The 7240-nt window shown below is 70.6% G+C and carries 5 protein-coding genes and 4 pseudogenes; 8 read left to right on the forward strand and 1 reads right to left on the reverse strand.

The genetic code is table 11. The annotated features are described in order from the left end of the window. From KSK32_RS00455 to KSK32_RS00485, 8 genes and pseudogenes are all read left to right on the forward strand, one after another. A pseudogene (locus KSK32_RS00455) lies at nucleotides 1–225 on the forward strand (Asd/ArgC dimerization domain-containing protein); the annotation flags it as partial. Between the two features lie 99 nt (nucleotides 226–324). Further along, a complete protein-coding gene (locus tag KSK32_RS00460) occupies nucleotides 325–993 on the forward strand; it encodes a TMEM175 family protein (RefSeq protein ID WP_216927948.1) in 669 nt (222 codons plus the stop codon). 64 nt (nucleotides 994–1057) lie between these two features. Further along, entirely contained in the window at nucleotides 1058–1474 is a 417-nt protein-coding gene (locus KSK32_RS00465) for a CBS domain-containing protein (protein WP_216927949.1), read from the forward strand. Nucleotides 1475–1630: 156 nt separating this feature from the next. After that, nucleotides 1631–2000 (forward strand): annotated as a pseudogene (locus KSK32_RS00470) (SCP2 sterol-binding domain-containing protein). Then, nucleotides 2000–3214 (forward strand): annotated as a pseudogene (locus tag KSK32_RS00475) (glycogen debranching N-terminal domain-containing protein); the annotation flags it as partial. The pseudogenes KSK32_RS00470 and KSK32_RS00475, both read left to right, overlap by 1 nt. Further along, nucleotides 3202–5937 (forward strand): annotated as a pseudogene (ileS, locus tag KSK32_RS00480) (isoleucine--tRNA ligase); the annotation flags it as partial. The pseudogenes KSK32_RS00475 and ileS, both read left to right, overlap by 13 nt. A 226-nt stretch (nucleotides 5938–6163) precedes the next feature. Then, nucleotides 6164–6433 (forward strand): lysophospholipid acyltransferase family protein, encoded by a 270-nt coding sequence (locus tag KSK32_RS34810; protein ID WP_374226678.1) that lies wholly within the window; start codon nucleotides 6164–6166, stop codon nucleotides 6431–6433. Next, nucleotides 6336–6788, forward strand: coding sequence for a lysophospholipid acyltransferase family protein (locus KSK32_RS00485; protein ID WP_374226677.1), 453 nt, complete (start codon nucleotides 6336–6338; stop codon nucleotides 6786–6788). Before KSK32_RS34810 ends, KSK32_RS00485 begins: the two co-directional genes overlap by 98 nt. 4 nt (nucleotides 6789–6792) lie before the next feature. Here KSK32_RS00485 and KSK32_RS00490 read toward each other — a convergent pair whose 3' ends face one another. Beyond that, nucleotides 6793–7086, reverse strand: coding sequence for a hypothetical protein (locus KSK32_RS00490; RefSeq protein WP_254186884.1), 294 nt, complete (start codon nucleotides 7084–7086; stop codon nucleotides 6793–6795). Nucleotides 7087–7240: the final 154 nt, after the last annotated feature.

Here is a 7240-nt window from a genome sequence, read left to right on the forward strand (position 1 = left end):
CGGCCCGGGCCCGTGAGCTGCTCGACGGCGCGCCCGGCGTGGCGCTGCGGGACGTGCCGACGCCGCTGGAGGCGGCCGGCCAGGACCCGACGTACGTCGGCCGGATCCGGGCCGACGAGACCGTCGAGTACGGGCTCGCGCTTGTTCTGCGCCAACGACAACCTGCGCAAGGGCGCGGCGCTGAACGCCGTGCAGCTCGCCGAGCTGGTCGCCGCCGAGCGCTGACCCGCCGGGCGTCCGTGCCCGGGCCACCCGGCACGGACGCCCGCACAGCGGGTATGCCGGGTCGCCGGCCGTTCCGCGCCGGCGAGGGCGGAGGTGCCGATGGCGGCCGAAGGAGACACCGGTGACGCCGGGATCCTCCCGGACACCGGCCGGGCGATCGGGTTCAGCGACGGGGTCTTCGCCATCGTCATCACGCTGCTGGTGCTGGACCTGCGGGTGCCCGAGACGGCACCGGGCGGGATGCTGCGCGCGCTGCTCGACCAGTGGCCGGTCTACCTCGCCTACGTCACGTCCTACCTGTACGTGGCGGTCAACTGGCTGAACCACAAGGGGACGTTCCACCGGGTCCGCTGCGCCGACCGGGGACTGCACTGGGCGAACCTCGGCGTGCTGTTCAGCGTGGCGCTGCTGCCGTTCGTCACTGCGCTCGTCTCCCGGGCCGTGGAAGAGGGCGACGTCTTCGACGAGCGGGTCGCGGTGTCCGCGTACGCGCTCGTCGGCGTGATCCTGTCCATCACCTGGCTGTGGCTCTACCACTACCTGAGCCGGCACCGGGAACTGCTGGAGCCGCACGTTCCCGCCCGGTTCTTCGCGGCCGAACGCGTCCGGGCGCTGCTCGGCGTGTTCGCGTACGCGATCGCCGGTCTGGTGGGCGTGCTGCTGAGCATCCCGGCGGCGCTCGTGGTGCTCCTGCTCCTGCCGGTCTTCTACGGGCTGTCCAGCAACGGCTTCTACGACCTGCGCCGGCGCCTGCGCCGCCGCCGGTGACACACGCGTTACCCCGCCCGCGGCGGCGGGTAGACCGCGGTGCCGACACCGAGAGGGGAGCACCATGACAACGGTCGGAGAGTTCATGACGACCCGGTTGGTGACGATGGACGGCAACGACACGCTCATGGCCGCCGCGCAGGAGATGCGCGACAGTGCCATCGGCGACGTGGTGGTGACCGACGGCGACGACGTGGTCGGCATCGTGACGGACCGGGACATCACGGTACGGGGCGTGGCCGAGAACATGGACCCCACCGCCACCCGGCTCAACCAGATCACCACCAAGGACGTGGTGACGGTCAGCCAGTACGACGACGCCGTGGCCGCCGCCGACCTGATGCGCACGTACGCGGTCCGCCGCCTCCCGGTGGTCGACGACGGGCGTCTGGTCGGCCTGATATCCATGGGTGACCTGGCGGTGGAGCGGGAACCCCAGTCGGTGCTCGCGGACATCAGCGCCGACGACCCCAACAACTAGGCCTGTTCGCCGCGATGACGCCGGCTCCCGGTTCGGGGGCCGGCGTCGCGCGTCGCGACGGTGCCGCGCTCACCCGATTCGGGCGAGGTTGGCCCCGGATCCGGTGGGGACACGGGCCTCGGACAGGTGGACCGCGGACGCGGAGGAGTCGCTCGGATGGTGGACATGACCACGAGATTCTTCGAGGACCTGGATCGGCGGGGTTCGAGCCCCTGCTGGCCAAGACATCCGGAACGCTCCGCTTCGACCTGCACGAGGGCCCGCACACCACGCACTGGGTGCTGGAGATCGATCACGGCAGGCTGCGGGTCCGGCAGGCGGACGGCGAGGCGGACACGGTGGTCGGCACCGAGCCGCGCCTGTTCGCCGAGCTGATCGGCGGTGAGGAGAACGCCATCGCGGCGCTGCTGCGCGTGACATGACAGTCGTCGGTGACCTGCGGCTCGTGTTGCAGGTCGAGCGGGTCTTCCCCGGTCCGCCGGACTCCCGCGGACCGCACCACACGTTCAGCGGGAGGGGTGCCTGATGCCCGGGAACAACACCGTCCGGATCCTGGACGGCAACACGTTCGTGGTCAGCGAGGACACCGGCGACATCGAGGCCACACCGAACGAGCCGACCGGCCTGTTCTCGCTCGACACGCGGTACCTGTCGAAGTGGGTGCTCACCGTCAACGGCGAGCGGCTCACGCGTTGTCCTACGACGACCTCCAGTACTACGAGGCCCGGTTCTTCCTGGTGCCCGGCATGGCCACGCACTACGTCGACGCGAAGCTGTCGATCATCCGGGAGCGGGCGGTCGGCGGCAGCTTCCGCGAGACGCTGACCATCCTCAACCACGACGAGAAGGCGGTCGACCTGCAGATCCGGATGGACGCGGGGTCCGACTTCGCCGACCTGTTCCAGGTCAAGGACGAGATTCTGAACAAGAAGGGCGAACAGTACGCCGAGGCCGAGTCGGACCGGCTGCGCCTGGGCTACCGGCGCGGCAACTTCCGGCGGGAGACGATCGTCTCCGCCGACCAGCCGGCCCGCTACGACCAGCGGGGCTTCGCCTGGAGCATCCGGCTGGAACCCAACGAGCAGTGGGACGCCGTCATCGACGTGCAGACGTTCGCGATCGGCCCCGCCGGCCGGGACCTGCGATTGGGACTGCGCGCGCACGGCACCGAGCGGCTCGCGCTCCAGCACGACCTGGAGGAGTGGATCAGCCGGGCCCCGAAGGTGAACAGCGAGCACGAGGAACTCGCCGCGACGTACCGGCGGAGCCTGGTCGACCTCGCGGCGCTGCGGTTCTCACCGCTGTCGCTCGGCGGGCAGACGCTGCCCGCAGCCGGCCTGCCCTGGTTCATGACCATGTTCGGCCGGGACAGCATCCTCACCTGCCTCCAGGTGCTGCCGTTCGCGCCGGACATGTCGAAGACCACGCTGCGCATCCTCGCCGCACTTCAGGGCACCCGGTTCGACGACTTCCGGACGAGGATCCGGGCCGGATCCTGCACGAGATGCGGTACGGCGAGACGCCGCGTTTCGAGGAGCAGCCGCACTCGCCGTACTACGGCTCGGTGGACGCGACCCCGCTGTTCGTGGTGCTGCTCGACGAGTACGAGCGGTGGAGCGGCGACGGTGCGCTGGTCAAGGAGATGGACAGGAGTGCCGGGCCGCGCTGAAGTGGATCGACGACTACGCCGACCTGCTCGGCAACGGCTACATCTGGTACGAGCGGCGCAACACACCCACGACTGGGAGCGGTACGTCACCCGGCAGGCCCGCTGGGTCGACTTCGCCAACGACTACAAGACGCTCGACCTGGACTACATGGAAAGCGTCATGTGGGCCTTCAAGACCCTGCACGACAAGGGTCTGGTCTACGAGGGCTTCCGGGTGCTCGCGTACTGCTGGCGGTGCGAGACGCCGCTGTCGAACACCGAGACCCGGATGGACGACGTCTACCGGGACCGGCACGACCCGGCGCTCACCGTCTGGTTCGAGCTGACCGCCGACGAGAACGCGCCGGAGCCGCTGCGCGGGCCGGTCAAGCTCGGCGTCTGGACGACCACGCCGTGGACGCTGCCGTCGAACCTGGCACTCGCCGTCGGCCCCGACATCGAGTACGCGCTGCTGGAACGTGACGGCGAGCGCTACGTCGTCGGCGCCGCGCGCCTCGGCGCGTACGCCAAGGAGCTGGAGGGGTACGAGCAGGTCGGCACCGTGTACGGCCGCGACCTGGTCGGACGCCGCTACACGCCGCTCTACGACTTCCTGGTCGAGCCGGCCGGCCCGAACGCCTACCAGGTGCTCGGCGCGGACTTCGTCACCACCGAGGACGGCACCGGGATCGTCCACCTGGCGCCCGCCTTCGGTGAGGACGACCAGAACACCTGCAACGCCGCCGGCATCCCCACCGTCGTGACGGTGGACGACCACACCCGGTTCACCGCCCTGGTGCCGCCGTACCAGGGCGAGCAGGTCTTCGACGTGAACAAGCCGGTGATCCGGGAGCTGAAGGAGCGGGGGGTGGTGCTGCGGCAGGACACGTACACCCACTCGTACCCGCACTGCTGGCGCTGCGACACCCCGCTGGTCTACAAGGCGGTGTCGTCGTGGTTCGTCGCGGTGACCCAGTTCAAGGACCGGATGGTCGAGCTGAACCAGCAGATCAACTGGACGCCCGGCCACATCAAGGACGGTTCGTTCGGCAAGTGGCTGGCCAACGCCCGGGACTGGTCGATCAGCCGGAACCGGTTCTGGGGCTCGCCGATCCCGGTCTGGCGCTCCGACGACCCGAACTTCCCGCGAGTGGACGTCTACGGTTCGCTGGAGCAGATCGAGCGTGACTTCGGCGTACGCCTGACCGACCTGCACCGGCCGGCGGTGGACGACCTGGTCCGCCCCAACCCGGACGACCCGACCGCAAGTCGATGATGCGCCGGGTGCCGGAGGTGCTGGACTGCTGGTTCGAGTCCGGCTCGATGCCGTTCGCCCAGGTGCACTACCCGTTCGAGAACCGCGAGTGGTTCGAGCACCACTACCCGGGTGACTTCATCGTGGAGTACATCGGGCAGACCCGCGGCTGGTTCTACACCATGCACGTGCTGGCCACCGCGCTGTTCGACCGGCCGGCGTTCCGCAACTGCCTGAGCCACGGCATCCTGCTCGGCTCGGACGGACGCAAGATGTCCAAGAGCCTGCGCAACTACCCGGACGTCTACCACGTGTTCGACTCGTACGGGTCGGACGCGATGCGGTGGATGCTGATGTCGTCGCCGGTGCTGCGCGGCGGCGACATGGCGGTCACCGAGTCGGGCATCCGGGACGCGGTGCGCCAGGTGCTGCTGCCGCTGTGGAACGTCTGGTACTTCTTCTCGCTGTACGCCAACGCCGACGGCCACACCGCGCGTCGTCGTACCGACTCGGCGAACGTGCTCGACCGGTACGTGCTGGCGAAGACGAACGAGCTGGTCGCGACCGTCGGCGCGCAGATGGACGCGTACGACATCTCCGGCGCGTGCGCCACCGTGCGGTCCTACCTGACGCGCTGACGAACTGGTACGTGCGCCGGTCCCGGGACCGGTTCTGGGCCGGCGACGCGGACGCGTTCGACACGCTGTGGACCGTGCTGGAGACGCTGTGCCGGGTGGTGGCGCCGCTGGCGCCGCTGACCGCCGAGGAGATCTGGCGCGGGCTGACCGGCGAGCGGTCGGTCCACCTGACCGACTGGCCGTCCGCCGAGGAGTTCCCGGCCGACCACGAGCTGGTCTCCGCGATGGACAACGTCCGGGCGGTGGCCTCGGCGGCGCTGTCGCTGCGCAAGGCCAAGGGCCTGCGGGTACGGCTGCCGCTGGCGAGGCTGACAGTGGCGTCGCCCGTCGCCGCCCAGCTGCGGCCCTTCGCCGACCTGGTCGCCGACGAGGTCAACGTGAAGGAGGTCGTGCTCACCGGCGAGGTGTCCGCGTACTGCCAGCAGGTGCTCACAGTGGTGCCGCGGGCGCTCGGCCCGCGCGCGTCGGCAAGGCCGTCCAGCAGGTGATCAAGGCGGTCAAGGCGGGGGAGTGGGAGCTGCGCGACGGCGCCCCGGTCGCCGCCGGGGTCACGCTCGCCGAGGGCGAGTACGAGCTGCGCCTGGTCGCCGCCGACGCCGAACACTCCGCGCCGCTTCCCGGCGGCGAGGGAGTGGTCGTGCTGGACACCGAGGTCACGCCGGAACTCGCCGCTGAAGGGCTGGCCCGGGACGTGGTCCGGGTCGTGCAGCAGGCGCGCCGCGAGGCCGGGCTGGACGTCTCCGACCGGATCACGGTGGCCGTCTCCGCGTCCGAGGAGGTGCGCGCGGCAGTCGCCGCGTACACCGAGTTCGTGGCCCGGGAGGTGCTCGCCGACAGCGTCGACTTCGCCGAGGGCCTCGACGGCTTCACCGGCGAGGCCGGCGAGGGCGAGCGCGTGACCGTGACGGTCCGCAAGGTCTGATGTAAGGCGGGGGCCCTTCTTAACGCCTCAGGTAGAGAAAGGGCCCCCGCTTGACGCCCGCACCCAGCGAGTGGACTGCGGGCCACCCGCTCGGTGGCGGACGGCCGCGTCGGCTACCGTGACAGCGCCTGTTTCACGTACGACCGCCGGAGGACCCGTGCCCCTGCTCTACACCATCGGCAAGCTCACCGTGGCGCCCGCGCTCCGGTTGGCCTTCCGTCCGCACGTGGAGGGTTTGGAGCACATCCCGGCGACCGGCGGCGCGATCTTCGCCAGCAACCACCTCTCCGTCGCCGACGAACTGCTCCTCGGCACCGTGGTGCCCCGGCACCTGGCGTTCTGGGCCAAGTCGGAGTACTTCACGGGCACCGGGCCTCAAGGGCGGCTTCTCCAAGTTCGTGCTCACCGGCCTGGGCGCGATCCCGGTCGAACGGGCCGGGGGCCGGGCCGCGCTCACCGCGTTCGACGCGGCGATCCCGGTGCTCAAGGCCGGTGACCTGGTCGCCGTCTACCCGGAGGGCACCCGTTCGCCGACGGGCGGCTCTACCGTGGGCGTACCGGCACCCGTCCGGCTGGCCATCGCCGCCGGTGTGCCGATCATCCCGGTCGGCGTGACCGGCACCGACAAGGCCCAGCCCATCGGTACGCGGATCCCGCGACCGGGCCGCGCCAAGATCACTATCAAGTTCGGCAAGCCGCTGGACTTCACCGGCCGTCCCGACGACCGCACGTCGCTGCGGGCGATGACCGACGAGATGATGGCCGAGATCCAGAAGCTCAGCGGCCAGGAGTACGTCCCGCGCTACGCCCCGAAGCGCGCCGACCAGACCGGCGGCGACCAGGCCGCCTGAGCGGTCAGGACTTCGGCACCACCACGCGCTGGCGCAGGTCGTCGAGGAGCCGCCCGCTGTCGTCCACCGAGAGCCGGGTGAACACGCCGGTGGTGAGGCTGCCGTGGTCGGCCGAGACGCAGACCACCACCGAGTCGCCGTCGGCCCGGCCGACGGCGCAGCGCTCGTAGCGTCCCCGTACGCCGGTGTCCACTGCCACCGACTCCTTCAGCGCGTAGTCGCCGGCGAGGCGGTCGATCTCCGACTTGGCGTCCGACTCCGGGCTGAGCCGCAGGCCGGTGCTGCCGAACAACGTCACCCGCTTGCCGTCGTTCGTGGTGTAGATGCGGCGAACGTGTCCTCGGCGAGCAGGTTCGACTCGCGTACCCGGGATTTCAGTTCCTCGGCGGCGGCCCGGCTGCGCTGGTCCTGGCGCAGCCGCAGCGAGTCGATCTGGTCCGGGAGGGTGGCGC

The organism is Micromonospora sp. WMMB482, from assembly GCF_019038635.1.
GTDB lineage: Bacteria > Actinomycetota > Actinomycetes > Mycobacteriales > Micromonosporaceae > Micromonospora > Micromonospora marina.

Bases quoted from the DNA above. Each gene is read 5' to 3' on its own strand.
- KSK32_RS00465 (WP_216927949.1), top strand. From the start codon at position 1,058: ATGACAACGGTCGGAGAGTTCATGACGACCCGGTTGGTGACGATGGAC.
- KSK32_RS00460 (WP_216927948.1), top strand. From the start codon at position 325: ATGGCGGCCGAAGGAGACACCGGTGACGCCGGGATCCTCCCGGACACC.